The organism is Tildeniella sp. (assembly GCF_059505325.1).
This window is the reverse complement of record NZ_JCACKI010000075.1, coordinates 47,712-71,904: the sequence shown is the minus strand read 5'-3', so window position 1 is coordinate 71,904 and position 24,193 is coordinate 47,712. Positions and strand designations below refer to the sequence as shown.

The following is a 24,193-nucleotide window of genomic DNA, read 5'->3' as shown; positions in this document are numbered from 1 at the left end:
CAACTCAAAACTCATGCCTCATTCTTTCCTATTTGTTTGCTGGTGAAGCTTCAGCCGCCGCTTGCGCGATCGCTCCCAGTTGGAAGCCGGGTGGATAGATCCCCTCTTCTTTGATTTGCTTAATGAGCACCTCTGAGATGGGGATCTTCATTTTCTGCGTGAGTGCGCGTACCACATCCCCACGATCGATTACGCCCGCAACCGCACCAGCCGGAGAAAGTACTGTGATGCGCTTGAGTTGTTGCGATTCCAACACCTGGATCACTTGCACCAGAGGCGATGCTTCTTCCACGGTGGGAATATCTGTCAGGGGTTGAACCAGGCGAGACAACGGTTGCGTTTCCCATTCGCTGCGCTCAATAGTGTGCAAATCTGCGGCGTTGACCAGACCTCTGTAGCGCCCATTGGAGGCGGCAAAGTACACCATCGCACGAGCAGTATCCAGCAAGTAGGTGTCAGTGAACTGACGCAAGGTCATGTCGGCATCCACGACTCGAAAGTCCCGCGTCATTGCGTCGGATGCCGTAATCTGCAACAAGGTTTCCTGAAGATCCGTCATGCGATCGTAACTCGTGGCATTGCGGATACCAAACCACCCCAGGAAGGCAATCCATAGACCGCTGTAGTCACCTCTTACCAGACTGAACGTGCCCCAGAGAATCGCCAGCCAACCGAGAACTTTCCCCGTTCGAGCTGCCCAGTGAATGCCCTTAAAGCGACTGCCTGTGAACTTCCAGACGGCTGCTTTTAACACTTGTCCACCGTCCAGCGGTAAACCTGGAATCAGGTTGAACAGAGCCAGTATGAGGTTAGTCCATGCCAGGTCAGTTGCCAGCACATTGACTGCATTCGTCGAACTAGGGATGGCATAAGCGATCGTACCTAAAAGGGCAGCCAAGCACAAACTCACGGCAGGTCCTGCGATCGCCACCTGAAACGCTTTTCCTGGCGTTTTTGATTCTTGCTCGATCGCGGCAATGCCACCAAACAAAAATAGAGTGATGGAGTTCACTTTAATGCCCTGTGCCCTGGCTACCAGGCTGTGCCCTAACTCATGCAGCACCACCGAGCTAAATAGCAGGAGCGCCATCACAACGCCCATCCCATAAGCAAAAGCAGTACCCCACTGCGGAAAACTTTGCTGCCAGCGCAGCCCTGCCGGAATCGCGATTAAAAACAGCACACCCACCCACGATGGATCGATGAAAAACGGAATACCAAACAGGGAACCGACCCGCCAACCAGACTGCATAACAGACCTCTACATACGATGTGGGAACAGGATACCTGAGCGATCGACACCAGGCTCACTCTCAATTCAATCCTGCCCTCTCTCTCCAGAATAAAGGATGTGATCGTAGACGGACGGCTGAGGTAGCACGGTTAACCGAACGCGATCGCCGCAATGTAGCTAAAAGTCAGAATTGTCTCTCTAAGACTTACGTGTGTTGACCAAAACCTCTGAGGTTTAAGCGACTACAGTTGGTAACGATGCTGATTTTTGGTAAGACCTCAAGCCGAGTCAAACTAAACCACTGTATGCTCAAACAAAAACCCCAGCACGAGGCTGGGGTGTACTTCTTCGAGGTCGTTTTGACGGCATGTCTGGGAAGAAGCTTGAGTGCGAGGGCTGGAGCCATATCCAGGCTCTCATCGCTGATGATAAGAAAGCCCCAGGGATGGGTCTGGGGCGAATTTTGGCTAACTGTTGCAGAGCGATCGCAGTGATGAAGGGTAGAGTAAAAGCGATCTGGAAAGCAGCCTTGCAAGGCAGTCATGAAATCAGTAGACGCAGTTGAAATCGCCAACCTAAAGACTTGATCGCTGCCGAGCAGTTTCATGGGGGCGCTAAAGAGAGTGGCATCTGTCTTTAGGGATAACTACAGATTAGGGCGATCGCTCCACAAATACTTTCCTTTGTCGTGCAAGCTACTTTCCACATTTGGAAAGTAGGTTTGGTACTCAAGAATTACGCCTTTTGACCAAAACCGCTGAGGTTGAAGCACTCCACTGGTTACGGTAGGTGGTTCTTGACTGAAACTTCTGAGGTTGGCGTCAGTCCTGTTTTAAAGAGGGTGACACGATCGTCCCAAGACTACTGCTCCACTCGTCAGCTGATAAATGCCGTCAATTTCGACTATGTGAGCGTGTGGAGAAGCAGGCACATCATCTGGATTCTCGATCGTTCCCGCTCCCTGATTGTCAGCACTCAGTTTTACTGCTTCACGATTCACCATTTCACCAGCCGTTATGGCATACGTAGGGAAGGGTGACGCTGCCAGATCATCTGGCTGGTTTGACAACCCACCGGTGCCTGTGACAAGAAAGCTACCCTGACGAGAATTGCGTGCGATGCAGCTATGGGCAATTAACTGGCTGGTATCGACAACCTCCGTCGGTAGTGGTGCCAGGTTAGATTGCAGCGTTACATCCGGTAGCGTAATCTTGCCAGACCGAAGTTTGCCGCTGGCATTGACATCAACTCGACCGTTCCCGCTTAGCGTCTCAGTATTGGCGTTAGCATCCTTGGGTTTATAGCGAAAACCGAAAAAGGCAGGAGTGTTTAGTGTGATCGCACCGCCACTGCCAGCGCGAGAAAATGCCAGAATGTCGCTGTCATTGAGGGCAACGATCGCTCGTGCATTGAGCGTAATATTGCCACCACTGCCAGTCCCGCTGAGGACACTCGTTGTTAGATCGCTATTGCCGCGTAGAGCGATTAAGCGAGCGGCGATCGCAATGTCACCACCAGCTCCTTGAGTAGAGGTTGTTAGAATCTGGCTGTCTTGGGCTTGCAGAAAGTTCCGCAGGCGAATCGCAATATTCCCGGCATTGCCTGTTCCTCGACTTGGGGCAGAAATGACTGCGCCATCTTGTAAAAACAATGAGCGCGCATCGACCTTGATATTTCCCCCATCGCCGCTACTTTGGGGTTTGATCGTCCCGTTAGCCATGATGGTTTGAGGTGTCGTGTCGCTAAACAAGCCGCTTGAGCGTCCAGTGGTGGCATTTTTACCCACAATGTAGATATCATCTACGGCATTGATGGTAATGGTGCCTGCGGGAAGCTGTCCGAGTGTGCTGATTTGAAACTGCGCTCCATTCGTCAGCGTGAGTGAACGAGCTGTAAGGTTGATGGCATTCGTCCCGCTTTCGCCTCCAACTGCACCAATATCGACACGACTGAAGATACCACTGGGGAAGCCATCCAAGCCAACGCCATCGAAGGAAGCCGCGCCTGCCACGTTGATGTTGATACCAGCAGTTCTACCGTTTCCAAGCGCACTGGCGGCGATCGCAGCGCCATTTGTGACAGTGAGTGAGTCAGCAGTGAGGCTAATCTGTCCGCTATTGCCTCGACCAATGCGGCTCACGCTGCTAAAAATGCCGCTAGAGAATTTGGGTGTCTGTCCGTCTAAGGTAACTGATCCAGTGATTTGTAGATTAATGTCGCCAGCATTGCCCTGACCAAAGGTGCTGGCAACTAAAGCCGCTCCATTTTCTACCGACAGCGATCGAGCGGTGAGGCTGATCCCGCTACTGTTACCGATCGCGTTTTCGCCAATAAAGCTATAGATGCCGCCAGGATCAGCAAAGTTGCCTGATGGATCGCCTTTGAGCTGAACACCGTTGAGCACCTGGATGGTGATTCTGCCCGCATTCCCTCGGCTAAAGGTGCTGGCATCCAGTTGCGCGCCCTGCTCCAGCAACAGTCTAGCAGCCGTAATGTTGATCCCGCTGCTGCTGCCAACTGCTTTACTCTGCACACTGCTATAGGCTCCACTGGGAAATTGATCAACCGCGCCTACGCCAGCAAAACGAACGTCGCCACGAGCCTCAATATTGATGCTGCCAGCGTTGCCCTGCCCTAGTGTACTCGCGGTCAAAAGCGCACCATTGGTCACTGCAACTGAAGCAGCGCTGATGCTAATGCCGCCGCTGTTGCCGATAGCATTTGCATTCACCTGGCTATAGGTACCTCCCGATCGCCCATCACGATCCTCGCCATCGAAGGTAACGGTACCCTGCGATCGGATCGTGACCATACCACCATTGCCGTTACCAAACGTGCTGGCATTCACCTGTGAGCCATCTTTTAGCAGCACCGAGCCAGCCGTGATATTGACATCGCCGCTATTGCCATCGCCAAGCGTTGAATTAGCCATAAAGCTGCCATCGGTAAGGGCGACAGCACCCAGAACGTGAAGGTCAATATCACCCGCCTTGCTTCCTGGTGTTCCCTCACCTGCGGCAATGCCACCTCGGAGAATGCTGCCGTTAGCCATACTGAAGTTTTGAGCATTGATGCCAATGCTGCCGCCCGTGCGGACGTTGACCTCTGACTGATTGATGAGCGTTACGTCTGCCAGCGATCGCTCGATCGCTGCAAAGCTTAAGTGCAACTTGCTGCCGCTGCCGTCCAGTTCGACGATGCCTTTACCCGCCAGTCCTCCTAGCTCCACTCGTCCACCTTGTGCCAGCAGCACACCTCGATTGAGCAGGATATTACCGCCTACCAGCGCTAAACTTTGACCCGTTGGTACCTGTAGCCTTGCCTGACTGGCGATCGGTTGATTCGCCAGTTGATTGAAGAGTAACGCAGACGGGTTGACCGTTAGCAACGGCGGTGCTGTAGGATTCGTAGCGCTATAGATACCCTGATTGCCAAACTGAATCGCACTCGCAGTTGTGACTAAAAAGGTACCCCCCAAATTGAGGGAGGCATTCGAACCAAAGAGAACGCCACTGGGATTAATTAAAAAGAGGTTGGCATTGCCGTTTGCTTGCAGCACACCATCAATTTGGGACGGTCGCCCACCTGTAACACGGCTGATGATATTCGTGATGTTGGCAGCATTATTGAAAAAGGCAGTTTCGCCCTGCCTCAGAGAAAATTGCCCAAAGCTATGGAAAAGGTTGCGATCGCGGACTGCCCCTCCGTTGATTTGAAACAACGGTCCTGTAGAAACCTGCGATCGCTCTCCACTGGGGAGTGTCGTGTCTGCTGCCACCTGTGCCCACGCCCGATCGCTCACATTCATGCTAGCAAGCAGTATGAGTGTGCAGCTAAACGTCTGGCACGCTGAGAGTAACCACTGCGATCGTCCAGAAACCACTAAATTTGCCTCGAATTGGAACAGTTTGAGTGTACGAGCGGTGATCCGATTCAGTGAGAGCAGCAGCATTATGGCTAAACAACCATTGCCGCAGTTATTGAGCCATGCTGTTCCCTTACCGCTAACGTTAAGTCGATTCTCGCCAGACCTCTATTTTGATCAAATTCGTCACAAAAAGCGTGTGGTTTAGTAAGTGGTTTTGTAGAGAGAAGCGCGCTTTTGGTATGTAAAAGGTGCGTTACCCATACTGCAAAGAACTGGGGCAGAAGGCAGAAGGCAGGAGGCAGGAGGCAGAAGGCAGAAGGTAACGTTGTTGGCTCCACAGGCGAAGCAGGAGTCAATGACGTTAGAAGAAGGCAGGAGGCAGAAGCTAATACACCTCACACCTCACACCTCTCTTCCGCGAAGAGGCAGAAGGCAGAAGGCAGAAGGCAGAAGGCAGACTATGACCGTCCTGCGGCATGAATGCTTAGGAGTTGTACAGAAATAACAGCATGATCTGTAGCCGTCAGCCGTCAGCGAAAAGCTGATAGCTGATAGCTGATAGCTGATAGCTGATAGCTGATAGCTGATAGCTGATCCAAAAGTGTGCAGTGATTTTTTAGCAAGCCCTTAGCACAACCCTGTGAGCAACTAGGCTTTAGTGACTTTGCTGTTGGGTCGCTGAATGATTGTTTCTACCACTCTGCGCCGATTCTCTGGGTCGATGCCCACAAGTCGCACATAGTCTCCTGTATGTTCGTCGAGGCAAGCCTCTAGAGCCGCGATCGCCTCCGACGGTTGCCCCTGAAACGAACCGTAGGAATGCCAGGAGTTTGTGCGGAAGCGGCGCTCGTCCACATACTCAATGCCCAGACGATGCCCCTGTTTCAGAATTTGGTTCACCTGGGTCACCATGTCTGGGGTAAGCTTTGTGCTGGAAGGCTGACCGCTATAGCTGGATGATGCTGGCTGCTGGTCGTGTCCGCTACCATTACCGATCGGATTGCTGGCAGGATTACCAGACTCGTACTTGTGATAGTACTGAGTATTGGCTGGCGTTTCTGCTTTAGAGGCTGTCTGTTCAGCCGTATTGCCTAGCTTGCGATTAAAGTACAGCGCTTTGTTGTATTCCTCTGCCAGTCCCATCTCTTGCACCCGGCGCTGTTCTTCGACCAATTGCTTACCAACTTCCAACAGGTGCGGCAGGCTGAAATTGGGCTTACGGAAGGTGGGTGACGCTTTCTCACTGTTGACGACCCGCTGGGAAATTTGATCGATCCCAACTTCGTCAATCAGCGCTTTCACCTGTTCATCATATAAACGCGATCGCACGGCTCCATAGAAGTCGATCGACTGATTGGAAAAGGTATCCACCAGCGTTTCGACTGCCTGTCGCTCCACACCGTCTGCCTGAAAAATGCCGCTGACAATGCCAAGGCGATCGGCGCGATCGGGTTCCCAAAAAAACTTCTCCATCCGTCCATCTCGCACCAGCGGAGCGTAGAGCGTGGAGAAATCATTGCCCGTCACAATAATAGGAACACGCCGATTCGGCTCTAGCTCATAGCTACCCGGAAGCTGCACGCTTGTAGGATTGTCGGCAATATTCATCAACGTGCCGTTCACGTTTTGGGTATTCACTGTGTACTGCGTGTACTGATCCACCCGTCCAGCACCTGCGTCAATGTCATTAATCATCAGCACTGCCATGTTGCCGCGCACTTTTACCAGTTCCGCCGCCTCGCGGTAGCGCAAACGTACCAAACGACCTGGATCGCCTGCATCAGGGCTTTCCAGTTCGCCAGCCGACATATAAACGACATTGACACCCATGCGCTCAAACGCCAACTCGCACTGAAACGACTTTCCTTCACCTTTGCGCCCATGTACGCCCAGGATCAAGGGCACTTTAACGCTGGGAATGTCCAGATAATTCTTGGTCAAGTGAATCGCAAGCTTGTCGAGAAAGCGGGGGGAAATGTAATAGCTCATAGGTTCTGGCGGTTAGCAGTTAGAAATGACTGTTTAACAGAGTTTGAGAGAAAGCAGTGTGTTTCCCAAAAAAGTAGGGTGAGGCGAACATGGCTCACCTCACCCTACTTTTTCACTGCATTAATGACGAATTAAGTGCCGTTAGCGGGGCTTTTGTACGATGAAGCTCATTACCTGACACTGTTTGATGTTGTCAAACGCCACAACGCGGATGTAGCTGTTGGGGTACTCAGACTTGCACTGTTGCACTTCATTCAGCACTTCCTGGGGAGAGCGCGCGCTGAACATGGGCAACTTCCACAGTGTCCAGTAGTGAGCTTCAGCGCTAGGGTCATTCGTAAACTCAACGCCAGGGAAAAAGCCCTGATCCAGCGTGTACTGAATCTGGCGAGAGATCTGAGCGTTATCCATCAGCGGCAGGTAGGAAAACGTCTCATAGCGACGCTCAAAGGGTAAGGTCTTCATGGTTTCCTTGATTGGTAATAGTTGCTAGTTGATTGTTTGTTGCTAGCGGTTGACGTGAGGCGATCAGCTCACTGCTAACCATTAACGACGTTCGTCAGGGTTTTCAGCGTTTGGCTCTTGCTCTGGCTGGGCGCTAGGCACAGTGAGATCTAACTGTGTCATCCGCTCTAGCTGCTGACGGCGCAACCCCATGTTTGCTTGCTGCGTACCGGTGAGCAGCAGTTCTGGCAGCACATCTGCAATATTTTCTGCTAGATGTTCTCTCACGGTCAGGATGCGAAACGCAAGGTCTTGCCGCTCCTGGAAGAGGGCTTGCAGATACGCATCCCCATCCTGAATCTTTTCTTTAGACGAAAAGTTTTGCAGCCAGAACGCACGCGGCGGATCAGTTTCACTCAACTGAGCAATCACCGTCCTTACAGCCTGATACGTCAAGTAGCTGATAAGCGTCTTGGCAGTATCTTTGGCAATTTGCTTTAGATCCATGGCAAACAGAATGAGTGAAGAGGGATGAGGGATAAAGTAAGAATCGGTATTCGTGGTTTATCCTTCATCCTTCATTCATGACGATTAAATGGTATCCATTGCGTCAAACTCAAACTTGATTTCCTTCCACAGTTCGCAAGCAACCGCCAACTCAGGCGACCACTTCGCTGCGGCGCGGATGATGTCGCCACCTTCGCGCATCAAGTCACGACCTTCGTTACGAGCCTGAACGCAAGCTTCCAGCGCCACGCGGTTTGCAGTTGCACCCGGTGCATTACCCCAGGGATGACCCAGCGTACCGCCACCAAATTGCAGTACAGAGTCATCGCCGAAGATTTCGACTAGAGCAGGCATGTGCCATACGTGGATACCACCAGACGCAACTGCCATGACACCGGGCATAGATGCCCAGTCTTGCGTGAAGTAGATGCCACGAGAGCGATCTTTTTCGATGTAGTTTTCGCGCAAGAGGTCGATGAAGCCAAGAGTGATGGCTTTGTCGCCTTCGAGCTTACCAACGACGGTGCCTGTGTGGATGTGGTCGCCACCAGACATCCGCAAGCACTTCGCCAAGACGCGGAAGTGAATGCCGTGATTTTTTTGACGATCGATCACAGCGTGCATGGCGCGGTGAATGTGGAGCAGCAGACCATTGTCGCGGCACCACTTAGCAAGTGTCGTGTTAGCGGTGAAACCTGCGGTCAAGTAATCATGCATCACGATCGGCATCTTGAGTTCTTTAGCGTACTCAGCCCGCTTCAGCATTTCTTCGCAGGTAGGAGCCGTCACGTTCAGGTAGTGACCCTTGATTTCGCCCGTTTCAGCCTGTGCTTTATAAATTGCCTCAGCCACGAAGGTGAAGCGATCGCGCCAACGCTGGAACGGAGCCGAGTTGATGTTTTCATCGTCTTTGGTGAAGTCGAGACCACCACGCAGACATTCGTACACTGCACGACCGTAGTTCTTTGCTGACAGACCCAGTTTGGGCTTAATGGTGCAACCCAGTAACGGACGACCATACTTGTTCAGCTTGTCGCGCTCAACCTGGATACCGTGAGGCGGACCCTGGAAGGTTTTCAGGTAAGCAACAGGAATCCGTAGATCTTCTAACCGCAATGCCTTCAGCGCCTTGAAGCCAAATACGTTGCCCACGATCGAGGTCAACATATTGGTAACGGAGCCTTCCTCAAACAGATCCAGAGGATAGGCAACATAGCAAATGTACTGGTTGTCTTCGCCGGGAACCGGTTCGATATCGTAGCAACGACCTTTGTAGCGATCGAGGTCGGTCAGAAGGTCAGTCCACACAGTCGTCCAGGTGCCAGTAGAAGACTCAGCCGCTACCGCAGCGCCTGCTTCTTCAGGGGGTACACCGGGTTGCGGGGTCATACGGAAGGCTGCTAACAGATCCGTATCTTTTGGTGTGTAGTCTGGGGTGTAGTACGTTAATTTGTACTCTTTAACTCCAGCCTCATACCCAGACTTCGCCTGGGTTCTCGTTTGCGCGTAAGACATAAATCTCCCTTCCTGTGAACTCTACAAAACTTTCCCGAACGCTATCGCCGGAGGCAAAACAGGCTTACACCTGGTAGACATCCGAAATTCAGCAAACATCCTATATCAATGAAGGATTTATTGGCATCCTAGCCTTTGCAATCCGGGGTGGGCGTATGAACGAGTTGCTCACCCTTCCATCAGATTGCTCTCATAGTATCAGCTAATGGGGAGCCAGCAATAAGCAGAACTTCAAACATTCTGTATCGTTTAATAACAAAAGATTATGAATTGAGTTTGAAGCTAAACCTTGCTGTCGAACGTAAACAAAGCTAACGATTTGTGTGATTAGCTGTTGCATGTGCGATCGTAGAAGCACCAAAATCTCTTCTGAATAAACGTTTCAGGCAAGCAACGCTTATACGTTGCAGACAACCTGATTGGAAAGCAGCAGATGCTAAAGAGCGGTTGAAGAGGGGCAACTATAGAGGTAAGAAGAGGTAAGAGTTAAATCTGTTTTTTGTTACATTTCGCAACGATCGCTTCACCTTTGCCAGCAGAGTATTGATCGACCAGAATGTGCCAATGTAGAGCGTCATTGCAACTGGCAACAACACAATTAAGTTTTGGACATCCACAGTCTATGAGTGCGTTTCGAGTTGGAGTAGCGGGTCCAGTCGGATCGGGGAAGACGGCGTTGGTCGAGGCGTTGTGTAAGGCATTGCGCGATCGTTACAATCTTGCGGTTGTCACTAACGATATTTATACCCAGGAAGACGCGCAGTTTTTGGTGAAGAGTCAAGCACTGGAGAGCGATCGCATTCGTGGGGTAGAAACAGGCGGCTGTCCGCATACGGCAATACGGGAAGATGCGTCGATGAACTTGGCGGCGATCGAAGACTTAGAACAGCAGTTTCTGGATCTGGAGCTGGTGTTTGTGGAAAGCGGTGGCGACAACCTGGCAGCCACGTTTAGCCCGGAGCTAGTCGATCTCACGATTTACGTGATTGATGTAGCAGGCGGCGACAAAATTCCTCGTAAAGGTGGACCCGGAATCACCAAGTCTGATCTGCTAGTGATCAACAAGATCGATCTGGCGACCCATGTTGGTGCCGATCTGGACGTAATGGAGCGAGATGCCAAGAAAATGCGGTGCAAGAAACCCTTTGTGTTTTCTAATCTCAAAACGCAACAAGGTTTGGAGGCAGTGATTAACTTTCTGACAGATCACCTACCGCCGAGCCTTCACAAGGCTTTGGTGCAGAAGACATCTTAGAGGTTGTTTGAAAAGTCTGGCGGTTAAAACCGCGACTACGTAAACAAAGTCCGCCTGCGCGGACTACCGAAACGTGAAGGCTTGGGAACCTGCGAAGGCAGGTTTTGTCCGTGTAGCCGCGACTTCAGTCGCCAGGGCTACAAAAATCTGGACTTTTAAAACATCCTCTTAAAGAAAATTGGTTGAAGATTGGTTAATGAATCGCGCAAGGTTGAGGCTTAGGAGTTGTACAGAAATAACAGCATGGTCTATAGCCATCAGCCGTCAGCCGTCAGCTAAAAGCTAAAAGCTGATAGCTGATAGCTAAAAGCTGATAGCTGATAGCTGATCCAAAAGTGTGCCGTTATTTCTTGGCAAGCTCTTAGCGGTCAATCGTCAACAGTCATTTGCTGTCAAGACAACGAAGCGGTGGTTTCTGTAAGCCCTTAAGCCCAACAGTGCTCAAGCACGATCGCCGCTTGAGAGATGAATCCTTGCATAACCTTATTATCGGCTTTTGTCAGTGACTTCTGAGCCTACGCACAGGCGTTTGTATATCCTGATACAAATACTGTGCAAGCCTAACTCTAATATCACACAGTATTGCAGCACGCCTCTATACACAGGATGACTTAATCACAATCGAGTTCAGCGGTGGTGCTAACTTGGCGTGCTTCTAGCTGTCATACGTCCGACTGTGCATATGAGATTTTTACAGGTAAGGAGAATTGCTTAATGAAGTCGCGTCAGCCCCTGATCATACTGGGTGGTATGAATCGTCGTCGGTTTATCCAGTATGGTTCGCTTGCACTTGGCTCTAGTATTGTTGCCGCTTGTTCCAATGGCGGTGCACCCACGGCTGAGACCTCTGCCTCTCCCGGTGCCAGCCCTGTTGCATCGACAGCAGGCGGGGGAGATGGCATTAAAGTTGGTGTGATGTATTCAACTACGGGTTCGATCGCCATTGTGGAGAAATCGCTGCAAGACGCGACGTTCTTGGCGATCGAGCAAATCAACGAAGGCAAAGGTCCTTGGTCTGGTAAGCAAGGGATTAAGGGCAAGAAAATTGAGCAAGTGGTTGTCAACCCAGACTCCAACTGGGATTTATACAACCAGATGTCAAAGCGGTTGATCGACGAAGATAAAGTAGTTTGCGTCCTGGGTTGTTATACATCTGCCAGCCGCAAGTCAGTGCTGCCAGTCTTTGAAGAGAAAGACAAAATGCTGTACTATCCCGTTTACTACGAAGGCAACGAGTGTAGCTCCAACGTCATCTACACGGGTGCAGCACCAAACCAGCAAATTACCGACTCGATCCCCTACTGCGCTAAGAACTTCGGTAAGAAAGGCTTCTTCATCGGGTCTGACTACATTTATCCCAAAGAAAGCAACCGGATTGCCAAAGCTGAGCTGGTGAAAGCTGGTGGACAGGTTGTGGGTGATGAATATGCCGCGCTGGGAACTACTGAATTTATCACCATTATCAACAAGATCAAGCAGGCAAAGCCCGACTTTGTGTTGAGCAATCTGGTGGGTGACAGTATTCCTGCGTTCTACAAGCAGTATAAGGATGCTGGCTTGACATCGGCAGACACGCCCATCATGGCGTACCCCACCACTGAAGAAGAAATTCAGGCAATGGGAGCCGAATTTGCTGAGGGACACTACAGCAGTTTCAATTACTTCCAAACCGTAGATACGCCTGAAAATAAAGCGTTTGTGGAACAGTTCAAAGCAAAATTTGGACCCGATCGCGTCACCAATGGCGTGATGGAAGCTGCCTATCTGCAAACCTTCTTTATGGCGCAGGCAATGGAGAAGTGTGCAGAGCAGGGTAAGGAACTGACGACTGCCAATCTGCGTGAAGCTACACGTGGACAAGAGTTTAAGGCACCACAGGGCACTGTGAAAGTTGACCCGGATAACTACCACACCTATCTGTACTCCAGAATCGGTAAGTGGAAAGAAGATGGGCAGGCAGAAATCGTCTTCTCGACGAAAGCAGCGGTGAAGCCCATTCCCTGGAGTCAGGCTCTCTACAAGGGTCGGATTTGCAAGCACAAATCGCCTGACGATCGCAGCAACCCCAATGTGGAAACCAAGAAAGACATCCCAGCCGAGTTTCTAAAGCAGGCTTAACGCGTTCAAATCTCAGCCTGACCGGACACGATTGTGTCTGTCAGGCTGCTTTCTCTAAGACTAATTTTGCAGATGCCGTTCTGGTTGAGTAAGGGGATTCATGAATTTTATTTCGTCTCTGGTCTATCTGGCGCAGTCCTCTCCACCAGCGAAAAGTATCGACCCGATCGCCTTTGCCAATCAGCTTTTGAATGGTATCGGGATCGTCGGTATTTTGCTACTGACGGGCTTGGGCTTGGCGATTACGTTTGGTGTCATGCGAATCATCAACCTGGCACATGGTGAATTCATCATGCTGGGCGCATACACCACGTTTGTGCTGCAAAAGAACTTCAAGATGGATTTGTTGCTGACGATTCCCTTCGCCTTTATCGTGACAGCGGTGATTGGGGCGATCGTGGAAATCACCATCATCCGCAAGCTCTACGGGCGACCGTTGGAAACCCTGCTGGCAACGTGGGGCTTGAGTATTGTGCTGCAAGGCGTTGTCAAACTGATCTTTACAGCACAGCTAAAGTATGTGAAAGCGCCGCCATATATTAAAGGCAACCTTTCACTCTTTGAAGCAGGCGGACAGTCCGTTGAAATCTCGTACTATCGGTTATTCATCTTTTTTGTGGCACTGGCACTACTCGCATTGACTGCTTTCTTGCTTTACCAAACATCGTTGGGTCGCCAAATTCGTGCCGTGACGCAAAACCGGGATATGACGCGCTGCCTGGGCGTGAATACAAGCCTGGTAGACATGGTGACGTTTGCCTACGGCTGTGGTCTGGCAGGCATTGCTGGTTCGGTCATTTCATCGTTGAAGAGCGTGGCACCACCGATGGGACAAGATTATTTAGTGGATGCGTGGATGACGGTTGTAACGGGTGGCGTGGATAAATTGATTGGTGTGTTGGCAGGTTCAGTGCTGATTGGATCGGCTAACTCAGCGATCGCTTACCTACTCAATGATCCTGCCGCACGAGTCATTGTGCTGTTTGCGGTCATTGTCCTGATCCGTTACCGTCCAGAAGGTCTGTTTACAGTGCAGAAGCGGGCGTAGAAAAGTTTTTAGGTTTTAGTTTTTAGCTGTTAGTTCAGGACAAAGATTAGTCTAAAAACTAGCAGCTGACAACTTCGCAGAATGCGATTGGGTTTGATGGTTGACGATCGACATAAGGGGGATTGCACGTGACAGAGGTAATGGGTCGGCTGCGACAATCAATGGTACCAGTCAAGCTACTGGCGATCGGTGGCATCGCTTTTTTGATTCTCGCCATTCTGCCGTTTGTTGCGGGCGAGTTTCAAGCAAATCTGATGGCAAAGCTGCTGCTGTTTGGCGTGCTGGGCGTTTCGCTCGATTTGGTGTGGGGCTTTACGGGCATTCTGAGTTTTGCTCACGGCGTTTTCTTTACGCTGGGCGGCTATGCAATGGCATATTACTTAAAGCTGAATCTGTCAGCTTCTGCCAATACCTACGGCGGGACACTGCCTGACTTTATGGTGTGGAACGGGTTAAAAGAGTTGCCCTGGTTTATTGCACCATTGCAGTTTTTCCCGATCGCTGCGATCGCAATGGTGGCAGTGCCCGCAGCCTTTGCTTACATCATTGGCTCCTTTATTTTTCGCTCTAAGGTGAGCGGCGTTTACATTACCATCATTACGCTGGCGATCGCGTCTGCATTGACCACCTTCTTTGTGAGTCAGCAGGCATACACAGGCGGCACAAACGGCATTACGGACGTTTCCAGGCTAACCTTGTTTGGTGGTTTGGTCATTCCACCGATCGGTCTCTACTTCATGATTCTCATCTTTGCTGCCTGTGTGCTTGCAGGCAGCTATTGGCTAACGCAGTCCAACTTCGGCTTGATTCTGCGCTCCATCAAAGAGAATGAGAAGCGGATTTCCTATCTGGGCTACGACGTTGCCAGCTTCAAGATTTTCATCTGGACTTTATCAGCAGGCATCGCGGGGATTGCAGGTGGCTTGTTTGTGCCCTTGAACCGCTTTATTTCACCTGTTTATTTGGGCGTTGCTTTTGGTACGCAAGTCGTAATTTGGGTAGCAGTCGGTGGGCGAGGCACTCTGGTCGGACCCCTGATTGCCGCCATTTTATTGGGTCAGTTGCAAAACTCGGTCGATCGCATCACTCAAGACTGGCAGTTGATCGTTGGAATCATGCTGTTGGTAGTGGTGCTGTTCTTGCCCGATGGTTTGATGGGTTTATTGCCAAAGCAGTTCAAGCTTGCCGATCAAACCGCTCTGATGCCAGCGCCAAGCTCCAACACGTCAGGTTCTACTACGTCAGGCTTTGTGCAGGCACGGCTGTTTGATTGGTTCAGTCCGCTCAAGGGCGCTGTTCATAGCGTTGGTCGATCGCTCATGGGTCTACGAACCAGGCGGAGTGCCTCTGCCCGTGGAACGAAAGGGCGTGAAAGGCTGAAATAGGACACCGCTTGAACCACTCACAGAGTTTCTCATGCCACCTTATGCCGCTGAACTGATGCTTTGGGCTTAGCTTGCGCGCTCAGCGGTCGCTTAAATCGCTACGTAGGTCACAGAAAGGCATTCGTGCGGAATGTTAGCTTACTTAACAAACGTGAACACACACAAGGCTAGGTCTATGGATACACTTCTGTCTGCCAACGAATCCAAGGCAGAACCTCGTGAAGCCATTCTGTCTGTTAGAGATGTGAAGGTTGTCTTTTCGGGCTTTCAAGCGATTAAAGGCGTGAGCCTGGATGTGGGTGAGCAGGAAATTGTCACCATCATCGGACCGAATGGCGCGGGTAAAAGTACCCTGATGGATGCGATCGTGGGCAAATCGCCCGTTGCGTCTGGTCATGTCTACTATCGGGGACAGGACATTACCAATCGGAGTCCTCACGCGATCGCGCACATGGGCATCGGGCGCAAGTTCCAGAACCCCAACGTTTATAACGAACTGACGGTATTTGAGAACATTTTGCTCGCGCTGAAAGGTTCACACGGCGTGTTTGCATCCATTAGAGCCAAGCTAACGAGCGTCAAGAAAGCCAAAATCGAATCGGTTTTAGACCGTGTGGGTTTGCTTGACAAAGCGTTTACCAGAGTTTCGTCTCTCTCGCACGGGCAAAAACAGTGGATTGAGATCGGCATGGTGCTTGCCCAAGATCCCGCTGTCGTGCTACTCGATGAACCCACGGCTGGTATGACACCCGACGAAACGCGTGATACAGGCGAAATTATTAAGATGCTCGCTCAAAACTATTCGGTGGTTGTGATTGAGCACGATATGGAATTTGTCAAACAAATTGCCCAGCGCATTGTGGTTTTGCATCAAGGTGAGAAACTAACCGAAGGCACCGTTCAGGAAGTCCAATCCAATCCCAAAGTTATTGAGGTGTATTTAGGTCGTGAACGAATCGATACCGCTGCTTAATTTATCAGATGTGACTGTTTCTTACGGTCAAACGCCTGTGTTGTTCAACGTTGATATGGCAGTTGAGAAAGGCGAAATTGCGTGTATTTTGGGGCGTAACGGGGTAGGCAAAACGACGCTCCTCCGTAGTGTCATTGGTCTCAATAAAGTCATGTCTGGCAGCATTATGTTTGATGCGGATGAAATCACCAAGACACCAACCTATTTGCGTGCCCGCTACGGCATTTCCTTTATCCCACAAGGACGCGAGATTATTCCCTACCTGTCAGTGCTGGACAATCTGAAGCTAGGCATGACCGCAGCGAAGGAAAAGACTAAGAAAATCTCGGAGGAGATCTTTGAGTTCTTCCCGATGCTAAAACAACACCTGAAGCGACAGGGCGGGCTGTTGAGTGGTGGACAACAACAGCAGTTAGCGATCGCGCGGGGACTCTTAAGCAATCCCAAAATTATGCTGCTGGACGAACCGACCGAAGGCATTCAACCCTCGATCGTGCAGGAAATCGAAGAAACGCTAAAGCGCATCAACCGCGAGAAAGGCATCACGGTCGTTGTCGTTGAACAAAAGATCGACTTTGCACGTCAGCTTGCCCAAAAGTTTTTCATTATGGAAAAAGGCTCGGTCGTGGCAAACGGTCACACGGCAGATTTGACGGATGCCCTTGTCCACAAATACCTTGCAGTTTAAAGCCATCAAGTAATCGTTGCGATCGTCTTCGTTAGCAATGCAGCCACTTACATTGCCATTACAGCGGCTTACATTAACATTGCAGCGGCTCAACATTAACATTTCGGTCTAGGGACACTTCGCAGGTGGTGTGAACGCAGTGGATACCCACTTCATTGACGACAGCATTCAAGCACTATTGGCAAGCTGATGGGGCGATCGTGCGATATACAATCCACTCAATCGTCACCACTAACGTTTAGACAACCCATCACCTAAATCAGGTTAAGCAACGGTAGCGATCGCCATGTAAATGGCGATCGCTACTCTTTTTTGTGCCTTGCTGCATGATGCCTCAAGGAATGATAAGTAAAACCTTATCTTTGCCATAGCAACTCTGCATACCGTCCTGCATTGACCTTTCAAGTTTGTACCGCTAGAATTTTTTCAAGATAGATTTTTAGCTATCTAGTTCTCGGTAGCAATAGATTTTTATCGATGTCGAAAACCAGAAAATGGCTCGCTTTTTGAGCGGTGAGCCTTCGTGTTTTGATCTTGACGAATGGCTGAAAGGTTTTAGCCACTTCATGTGAATGACTAATAGGGTTCAGTTTGAACCTGAACGTTGTGTAGCAATCTAACCAAATTTGTGCATCACGCAGTTTTGATTGCAACCCGTAGGTCGGGATGTAAGGAGGTTCTATGTCTATTTTTGCCAATGTTTCTCGCCGCCGTTTTGTGACGATCGCCACCGCATCGGCTGGGACGATCCTGTTGAAGGGCTGTTTAGGTAATCCGCCAGAAGCAGCGACTACCAGTCAAAGCGCTCCTGTTGCCAATCCAGTTGCCGATTTGAAACCGGAGATGATGCCGGAGTTGAAGACAGTAAAACTGGGCTATTTGCCTATTGTTGAAGCCGCTCCCTTAATTATTGCAAAGGAGAAAGGGCTGTTTGCAAAGTACGGGATGCCCGATGTCAAACTTGATAAGCAGGCGAACTGGGGTTCAGCCCGTGACAACGTGAAAATCGGCTCTGCTGGCGGCGGCATTGATGGTGGACAGTGGCAAATGCCGATGCCATATCTGATTTCAGAAGGCATCATTACTGACAATACAAAAGTGCCAATGTACGTGTTGGCGCAATTGAATACGCAAGGAAATGGGATTGCGATCGCCAAAAAGCATATGGGCAAAGGCTTATCCCTCAAAGTGACGGAACAGGTTGCCTTTTTCGACAAGCTGAAGTCGGAAGGCTCAAAATTTAAAGCAGCATACACTTTCCCCAAAGCCAATCAGGAATTTTGGATCCGCTATTGGCTAGCAGGAAATGGCATCGACCCTGATCAAGAAGTGGAGTTGTTGACTGTACCAACGGCTCAAACCGTTGCCGACATGAAACGGGGTGCAATGGATGCCTTTAGCACGGGCGACCCCTGGAACTACCGCATCGTGGCGGATAAGATTGGCTTCATTTCAGCGCTGACTGCGGAAATTTGGAAGAATCACCCAGAAGAATATTTGGCAATGCGGAAAGATTGGGTTGATCAATATCCCAAAGCAACTAAAGCCATTCTCAAAGCAGTGATGGAAGCCCAACAGTGGTGTGATAACTTTGACAACCGCAAGGAACTAGCGACAATTTTGGCAAAACGCGAATACTTTGGCGTACCAGAAACTGTTTTGCTTGAGCCATTGTTGGGTCAATACAACTTGGGTGAGCGATCGATCGATGACAAGTCAATGGCAGTGCTGTATTGGAAAGATGAGAAAGGCAGTGTGTCCTATCCCTACCAGAGCCATGATTTATGGTTCCTGACGGAAAGCGTCCGTTGGGGCTTTTTACCCAAGGACACATTAGCCAAGGCGAACGATTGGATCAAACAAGTTAACCGCGAAGATCTTTGGCGAGAAGCCGCGAAGGAGCTTGGCGTTGCAGCAACTGCTATACCAACCAGTACATCGCGTGGTATTGAAACGTTTTTTGATGGCACTAAGTTTGACCCTGAGAAGCCACAAGCGTATTTGGATAGTTTGAAAATTAAGCGAGTTTAACTGTGTTCATTCATCATTCACTTTAAGGAGATAGCCATGACGATCGCCCGTAAACGTTCATCTGCAACATTGTTTGATGCTCCCTGGCTTGCACGATTGAAGTTGAAAGAACGACTGAGTGATTTGCTGCCACCAATCGTTGCGATCGCCATCTTTCTTGTGCTTTGGCAACTCTTCTCCTGGATTCCAGGAGCCACGCTGCCAGGACCGATTCGAGTAGTACAAGAGACGTGGACGCTGATCCTCTATCCCTTTTACGATCGAGGCGGCACTGATAAAGGCTTATTCTGGCAGATCTTTGCCAGTTTGCAACGAGTCGCGCTCGGCTATACATTCGCTGCCATTATAGGCATCAGTCTGGGTGTCCTGGTTGGACTCAACAAGACACTATCCAAAGCGCTTGATCCAATCTTTCAACTGCTGCGAACAGTGCCACCTTTAGCATGGGTGCCGATCGCGCTTGCAGCATTGCAACAAAATCAGCCTGCTGCACTGTTTGTGATTTTCATTACGGCTGTATGGCCCATTCTAATTAACACAGCCGTTGGTGTACGGCAAATTCCGCAAGACTACAACAATGTGGCTCGTGTGTTGCAGCTCTCACGCAAAAAGTATTTCTTTAAAGTGCTCTTTCCCGCCGCATTGCCCTATATCTTTACTGGACTGAGAATCTCGATCGGTCTGGCATGGTTAGCCATCATTGCGGCTGAAATTGTCATGTCTGGCATCGTTGGTATTGGTTTCTTCATCTGGAACGCTTACCAAAACAGCCAAATCAGCGAAATCATTTTGGCACTGGTTTACATCGGCGTTGTCGGACTGTTACTGGATAAGTTCATGGCATGGCTACAAACAGTAATTTTGCCAGAAGAACAGCGGTGACGAGAAAGTTTTGAGTTTTCAAAGAAGAGTCAGGAGTCAGAAGTCAGGAGCCAGAAGCGTTTTGAACGACTTCCCCTGCTCCCCCTACCTTCCCCGCTTCCTCTGCTTCCCCTGCTCCCCCTACCTCCCCCGCTTCCTCTGCTTCCCCTACTCCCCACTCCCCACTCCCCACTCCCATGACAACCTTCGTTACTGTTGAAAAACTTGAAAAAACCTTTCCCTTAGCAAACGGCGATCGCTATGTAGCGTTGAAAGGTATTGATTTGGATATCCGTAAAGGTGAATTTGTTTCACTGATTGGTCATTCGGGTTGTGGTAAATCAACCTTGCTAAATATGATTGCAGGTCTGGATTTGCCAACTGATGGTGTTGTCTTGTTAGATGGTGAAACCATTCGCCGACCGGGACCTGACAAGATGGTGGTGTTTCAAAACTACTCGCTGCTGCCCTGGTTAACCGTGCGTGAAAATATTGCGCTGGCAGTGGACGAAGTTTTATCGCACCTCCCTGACAGCGAACGTCGTGGCATCATTGAGCATCACATTGATTTAGTTGGCTTACGCCATGCCGCTGATAAGCCCCCAGCACAACTATCGGGTGGAATGAAGCAGCGAGTAGCGATCGCCCGTGCCCTGGCTATCCGCCCTAAATTACTGTTGCTGGATGAACCCTTTGGTGCGTTAGATGCACTTACAAGGGGCAATTTGCAGGAACGATTGATGCAAATCTGTGATGAAAGCCATGTGACAGCCGTGATGGTGACGCATGATGTGGATGAGGCGCTGCTATTGAGCGATCGCGTTGTCATGCTGACCAATGGTCCTGAGTCCAAAATTGGGCAAATCATGCCGATAGACATTCCCCGTCCTCGCAAACGCTTAGAAGTGGTAAATCACCCTAGCTATTATTCCATGCGAAGTGAAATTATCTACTTTCTCAATCAGCAGAAGCGGATTAAACAACTGCGATCGCGCAAGCAAGGTGCGATCGCCCGTCACGGGTTAGAAAAGGTCAACCTGGAAATTGGCTTTGTGCCGCTGACTGCTTGCGCGCCACTGGCGATCGCCAAAGAGAAAGGCTTCTTTGCTCATCACGGCTTGGATGAAGTGAATTTGGTACGGGAATCCAGTTGGCGCGGTATTCAAGATGGTATCGCGGGGAATTATCTGGATGCGGCGCAAATGCCATCGGGAATGCCCATCTGGTTAACATTGGGAGGTATGGATGGACGCTCGTTGCCAACCGTCACTGCCTTAACGCTTACCCGCAATGGCAATGCCGTTACTCTTGATAAACGGTTCTATGACCAGGGTATCTATACCTTACAAGATCTGAAGCAGATGCTTTTGGCAACCCAAGACAGACAGCATGTCTTTGGTGTGGTGCATCCAGCCTCTATGCATAATCTGCTACTGCGCTACTGGCTGGCAGCCGTTGGCATCCATCCCGATCACGATGTGCAACTCAGCACGATTCCCCCAGCTCAGATGATTGCGAACTTACGAGCTGGAAATATTGATGGTTTTTGTGTGGGTGAACCCTGGAATGTCCGCGCGGCTGTTGAAGGTATTGGGTATACGATCGCCACTGATCTAGAAGTGTGGAATGGACATCCTGGCAAAGTTCTAGGCGTTCGAGAAGAATGGGCACTGGCATATCCCAACACTCACATTGCGCTGGTGAAAGCACTGTTAGAAGCGTGTCGCTACTGTATGGATGAGGCAAACCATGAGGAAATTCGTGAAATTCTCTCTCGTCGTGAATACCTGAGCACCGACTTGGAATACATCTACTTGGGTGATCCCAATCCTCAGGTATGCAGTCTTCAACCTTCCCCAAAAGAGTATGCCCACCATCAATTCTACGGTCAGGGTGTCACTCGCCCTAGCCGGACAGAGCACCTGTGGATGATGACGCAGATGGCACGCTGGGGCGACGTTCCCTTTCCACGCAACTGGGTGGAAATTCTGGAGCGCGTTTGCCGTGTTGGTGTGTTTAGTACCGCTGCACGGGAATTGGGCTTGTCTGACATCACCTACAGCCGTGGTGCTATTCAACTGTTTGATGGCACCACCTTTAATGCCGATGATCCGATCGCCTATCTCAACAACTTGGCGATCAAACATGACATCTACATGGCAGATGTGCCGCTAGCTCATGCGTTAGCAACTCCTTAAGCGACTGTAGAGAAGAGCTATCAGCCGTCAGCTATCAGCTTTTCTCTGATCGTCAATCGCTATTAGCTGCCATAGCAATCCGGTTTGCTTTGTAAAAGTTAATTTGGATTCGCTTTCGGCTCCAGGTTTCAAAGCTGACTGCTGACCGCTGACCGCTAATTCCTAAAGTACGCAGTTACTTCTCAACAAGCTCTAATGATCATTCACCCTTTCTAACGATGCAAACTCTAACGACACAATCCACAGCTCATCTTCAATCTCAGCAGGAACCGTTCCTCATTATTGACAACGTTTCTAAAGTTTATCCAACACCAAAGGGCAACTATGTTGTGCTTGATCAGGTGAATTTGCAAGTGCAAGCAGGTGAATTTGTCTGTGTGATCGGTCATTCAGGCTGTGGCAAATCAACCCTGTTGAATATGGTGTCGGGTTTTTCACAACCGACTGATGGCTTAGTGACACTACACGGCAAGCGCATCACAGAACCAGGACCCGATCGCATGGTGGTCTTCCAAGGCTATGCACTCTTACCCTGGCTTACTGCCTACGAGAATATTTATCTAGCAGTGGATTCTGTGCATCCCAACAAGCCTGAAGCTGAAAAGAAGCAGATTGTGCGGGAACATTTAGCAATGGTCGGTTTGGCAGATGCTGCCCACAAACAACCGGGTCAACTTTCGGGTGGGATGCGTCAGCGAGTGTCGATCGCCCGTGCCCTGGCAATTCGTCCAGAAGTGCTCATTCTTGATGAACCGTTTGGTGCCCTGGATGCCATTACTAAAGAAGAATTGCAGGTGGAATTGTTGAAAATCTGGAACGATCATCGCTGTACGGTGTTGATGATTACACACGACATTGATGAAGCGATGTTCCTAGCCGATCGCCTGGTCATGATGACCAATGGTCCAGCGGCAAAGATTGGAGAGATTTTAGAGATTCCCTTTCCCAGACCCCGCGATCGCGATCGCATCATGGAAGATCCAGAGTTCTATAAGCTAAGAAACTATATTTTGGATTACCTCTACAATCGCTTCGCCCACGACGATGAATAAGAACAATGCGAGTGATATAGCGGTTCCCATGAGAGTGTGGTACAAAGGCTGAGGTTTTAAGGCAGAGGGCAGAGGGCAGAAGTGAAAAAGCACGGCGGCTTACCTCCTGCCTCCTGCCTTCTTCTAACGTCATTGACTCCTGCTTCGCCTGTGGAGCCAACAACGTTACCTCCTGCCTCCTGCCTCCTGCCTCTTTGCAACTGCACTTTACTGGATTAGGAACCGCTATCGCTGTCGCCACAAAAGTATTGATAGCCTTGCTTAACCAAAGCTGCTGGCATTCAGCCAGAAATCTGATACAACAAACAGGGGAGAACTTTTCTCACAAAACGTTCTGTTTACCCTTGTAGTCCTGTATCAAAGTGCGATGAAAGTTAAACATGCGATCAATCTGCATAAGGGGCTAACGCCTGCGATCGTCGTGGGCTTGATGTTTGCCTACCAAAATTTTACACTTGGAGCCTGGATCTATTTAGCCCTACACGGCAGCTATGGGTTGCTTTGGCTGCTCAAAGATCGCCTCTACCCTGATAAGCAATGGGAGCAATCTATCTCCGTTGGCGCTGGTACTGGCACGTTCGTTATGCTCATGCTTTACTGGGTCGCGCCCTTCCTGCTCATTAGCCGTGGCACGATACCGCCGTTGCCGCTGGTGGCACTGGCGATCGCGGTCAATATCTGCGGCATCTTCCTGCATTACGTCAGCGATGCTCAAAAGTATTACACCCTCAAGTACCAACCGGGACTGATTACCGAAGGTCTCTTTGCTCGCTGCCGTAATACAAACTATTTAGGCGAAGTGTTGATCTACCTTTCCTTTGCGCTGTTGGCTCAACACTGGTTGCCGTTTGCAATTCTGGCACTCTTGGTCAGCGTGTTATTTGTGCCTAACATGCTCAAGAAAGACCAATCTCGCGCGCGCTACCCTACTTTTGAACGCTATAAGGCAACCTCTGGACTGCTGCTGCCGAAGTTTGGTGTGCCCGCTGTCGCCGATACGCTGACGATCGAGAAGCCTTAAGTGATG

20 protein-coding genes are annotated in these 24,193 nt (G+C 50.1%); 12 read left to right on the top strand and 8 right to left on the bottom strand.

The window, feature by feature from the left end:
* Nucleotides 1–28: 28 nt before the first annotated feature.
* The 4 genes from AC5JO6_RS27380 to AC5JO6_RS27365 all read right to left on the bottom strand — a co-directional run bounded on the left by AC5JO6_RS27380 (nt 29) and on the right by AC5JO6_RS27365 (nt 5,186).
* On the bottom strand, nt 29–1,252 hold the full coding sequence (locus AC5JO6_RS27380) for a site-2 protease family protein (protein WP_496084215.1): 1,224 nt from the start codon (nt 1,250–1,252) through the stop codon (nt 29–31).
* A gap of 187 nt (nt 1,253–1,439) precedes the next feature.
* Nucleotides 1,440–1,841 carry a hypothetical protein gene (locus AC5JO6_RS27375; protein ID WP_496084214.1) on the bottom strand — a complete coding sequence of 134 codons (402 nt, stop codon included), beginning with the start codon at nt 1,839–1,841 and terminating at the stop codon, nt 1,440–1,442.
* A gap of 39 nt (nt 1,842–1,880) precedes the next feature.
* On the bottom strand, nt 1,881–2,006 hold the full coding sequence (locus tag AC5JO6_RS27370; RefSeq protein ID WP_496084213.1) for a hypothetical protein: 126 nt from the start codon (nt 2,004–2,006) through the stop codon (nt 1,881–1,883).
* Between the two features lie 60 nt (nt 2,007–2,066).
* Nucleotides 2,067–5,186, bottom strand: a complete 3,120-nt coding sequence (locus tag AC5JO6_RS27365; RefSeq protein WP_496084212.1) for a two-partner secretion domain-containing protein — start codon at nt 5,184–5,186, stop codon at nt 2,067–2,069.
* 150 nt (nt 5,187–5,336) lie between these two features.
* Here AC5JO6_RS27365 and AC5JO6_RS27360 point away from each other — a divergent pair, with 150 nt between their 5' ends.
* Nucleotides 5,337–5,582 (top strand): hypothetical protein, encoded by a 246-nt coding sequence (locus AC5JO6_RS27360; RefSeq protein WP_496084211.1) that lies wholly within the window; start codon nt 5,337–5,339, stop codon nt 5,580–5,582.
* A 168-nt stretch (nt 5,583–5,750) separates the two neighbouring features.
* Here AC5JO6_RS27360 and AC5JO6_RS27355 read toward each other — a convergent pair whose 3' ends face one another.
* The 4 genes from AC5JO6_RS27355 to AC5JO6_RS27340 form a co-directional block, all read right to left on the bottom strand.
* Nucleotides 5,751–7,091, bottom strand: coding sequence for a RuBisCO small subunit-like domain-containing protein (locus AC5JO6_RS27355; protein ID WP_496084210.1), 1,341 nt, complete (start codon nt 7,089–7,091; stop codon nt 5,751–5,753).
* A 141-nt stretch (nt 7,092–7,232) separates the two neighbouring features.
* Nucleotides 7,233–7,556: a ribulose bisphosphate carboxylase small subunit gene (locus AC5JO6_RS27350; RefSeq protein ID WP_106254623.1), complete on the bottom strand. Its 324-nt coding sequence runs from the start codon at nt 7,554–7,556 to the stop codon at nt 7,233–7,235.
* An 81-nt stretch (nt 7,557–7,637) separates the two neighbouring features.
* Nucleotides 7,638–8,042 (bottom strand): RuBisCO chaperone RbcX, encoded by a 405-nt coding sequence (gene rcbX, locus AC5JO6_RS27345; protein ID WP_496084209.1) that lies wholly within the window; start codon nt 8,040–8,042, stop codon nt 7,638–7,640.
* Nucleotides 8,043–8,126: 84 nt separating this feature from the next.
* Nucleotides 8,127–9,557 carry a form I ribulose bisphosphate carboxylase large subunit gene (locus AC5JO6_RS27340; protein ID WP_496084208.1) on the bottom strand — a complete coding sequence of 477 codons (1,431 nt, stop codon included), beginning with the start codon at nt 9,555–9,557 and terminating at the stop codon, nt 8,127–8,129.
* 622 nt (nt 9,558–10,179) lie between these two features.
* Here AC5JO6_RS27340 and ureG point away from each other — a divergent pair.
* The 11 genes from ureG to AC5JO6_RS27285 all read left to right on the top strand — a co-directional run bounded on the left by ureG (nt 10,180) and on the right by AC5JO6_RS27285 (nt 24,187).
* Nucleotides 10,180–10,812, top strand: a complete 633-nt coding sequence (gene ureG / locus AC5JO6_RS27335) for an urease accessory protein UreG (protein WP_496084207.1) — start codon at nt 10,180–10,182, stop codon at nt 10,810–10,812.
* Between the two features lie 714 nt (nt 10,813–11,526).
* On the top strand, nt 11,527–12,930 hold the full coding sequence (locus tag AC5JO6_RS27330; protein ID WP_496084206.1) for an ABC transporter substrate-binding protein: 1,404 nt from the start codon (nt 11,527–11,529) through the stop codon (nt 12,928–12,930).
* 100 nt (nt 12,931–13,030) lie between these two features.
* The gene (urtB, locus tag AC5JO6_RS27325; protein WP_496084205.1) at nt 13,031–13,978 is read left to right on the top strand and encodes an urea ABC transporter permease subunit UrtB; all 948 of its coding nucleotides are present in this window, start codon (nt 13,031–13,033) and stop codon (nt 13,976–13,978) included.
* Between the two features lie 128 nt (nt 13,979–14,106).
* Complete coding sequence (gene urtC / locus AC5JO6_RS27320; protein WP_496084204.1) at nt 14,107–15,363, top strand: urea ABC transporter permease subunit UrtC; 1,257 nt, start codon at nt 14,107–14,109, stop codon at nt 15,361–15,363.
* Between the two features lie 175 nt (nt 15,364–15,538).
* Entirely contained in the window at nt 15,539–16,336 is a 798-nt protein-coding gene (gene urtD, locus AC5JO6_RS27315) for an urea ABC transporter ATP-binding protein UrtD (RefSeq protein WP_496084203.1), read from the top strand.
* The gene (gene urtE / locus AC5JO6_RS27310; RefSeq protein WP_496084320.1) at nt 16,323–17,024 is read left to right on the top strand and encodes an urea ABC transporter ATP-binding subunit UrtE; all 702 of its coding nucleotides are present in this window, start codon (nt 16,323–16,325) and stop codon (nt 17,022–17,024) included. The genes urtD and urtE overlap by 14 nt, the downstream gene beginning before the upstream one ends.
* Nucleotides 17,025–17,705: 681 nt before the next feature.
* The gene (locus tag AC5JO6_RS27305) at nt 17,706–19,055 is read left to right on the top strand and encodes a CmpA/NrtA family ABC transporter substrate-binding protein (RefSeq protein WP_496084202.1); all 1,350 of its coding nucleotides are present in this window, start codon (nt 17,706–17,708) and stop codon (nt 19,053–19,055) included.
* A 36-nt stretch (nt 19,056–19,091) separates the two neighbouring features.
* Nucleotides 19,092–19,937, top strand: coding sequence for a nitrate ABC transporter permease (ntrB, locus tag AC5JO6_RS27300; protein ID WP_496084201.1), 846 nt, complete (start codon nt 19,092–19,094; stop codon nt 19,935–19,937).
* Nucleotides 19,938–20,113: 176 nt separating this feature from the next.
* Nucleotides 20,114–22,114 (top strand): ABC transporter ATP-binding/substrate-binding protein, encoded by a 2,001-nt coding sequence (locus AC5JO6_RS27295; protein WP_496084200.1) that lies wholly within the window; start codon nt 20,114–20,116, stop codon nt 22,112–22,114.
* A gap of 218 nt (nt 22,115–22,332) precedes the next feature.
* Nucleotides 22,333–23,166: a nitrate ABC transporter ATP-binding protein gene (locus AC5JO6_RS27290; RefSeq protein ID WP_496084199.1), complete on the top strand. Its 834-nt coding sequence runs from the start codon at nt 22,333–22,335 to the stop codon at nt 23,164–23,166.
* A gap of 367 nt (nt 23,167–23,533) precedes the next feature.
* Nucleotides 23,534–24,187 carry a DUF1295 domain-containing protein gene (locus tag AC5JO6_RS27285; protein WP_496084198.1) on the top strand — a complete coding sequence of 218 codons (654 nt, stop codon included), beginning with the start codon at nt 23,534–23,536 and terminating at the stop codon, nt 24,185–24,187.
* Nucleotides 24,188–24,193: the final 6 nt, after the last annotated feature.